General features: G+C 48.1%; 1 protein-coding gene. It reads right to left on the bottom strand.

Features of this window, described 5'->3' with window-relative positions; all coding sequences use genetic code 11:
- A partial coding sequence (locus tag FJM67_RS17435; protein WP_140591962.1) for an IS5 family transposase occupies window positions 1-479 on the bottom strand: 479 nt, incomplete at its 3' end.
- Window positions 480-549 lie beyond the last annotated feature (70 nt).

Genomic DNA, 549 nt, shown 5'->3' with positions numbered 1-549 from the left:
TCGCGTGCATTGGATTTATTTTTGGTGGAGCTTGCAGCCTCAATGATCGTTGCATCCACGATAGTCCCTTCTTTAAAGTAGATACCGGAGTCAGACAGCCATTTGTTTACTTCTTTGAAGAGTTTGCGCCCCAGCTTATGCTTCTCAAGCAGGTGACGGAAATTCATGATGGTCGTGTGGTCAGGGATCGCACCTTCTAATGATAGGCCTGCAAACAGACGCATTGAGGTGATCTCATAGAGTGCATCTTCCATCGCTGGATCACTCATGTTGTACCAGTTCTGCATAAAGTGAATGCGCAGCATAGTAGCGAGGGGGTAAGGACGCCGACCATTGCCAGCTTTTGGGTAAAACGGCTCAATCTGGGCTTCGAGCTGTTGCCATGGAGTCAACTCATTCATCCTGCCAAGGAAAAGCTCTCTACGGGTTTTACGGCGTTTGCTGGTAAATTCGGTATCGGCGAAGGAAAGCTGGTTCATTGCGGGTAGGAGTCACAGTTAATTTAAGTCGGCAAGATTGTCTCATGTTGCCGACTTAATCGCATGTTCC

The organism is Maribrevibacterium harenarium, from assembly GCF_006385675.1.
Lineage (GTDB): Bacteria > Pseudomonadota > Gammaproteobacteria > Pseudomonadales > Marinomonadaceae > Marinomonas > Marinomonas harenarium.
The sequence above is the reverse complement of the archived record's forward strand: the minus strand, read 5'-3'. Positions and strand labels throughout refer to the sequence as shown.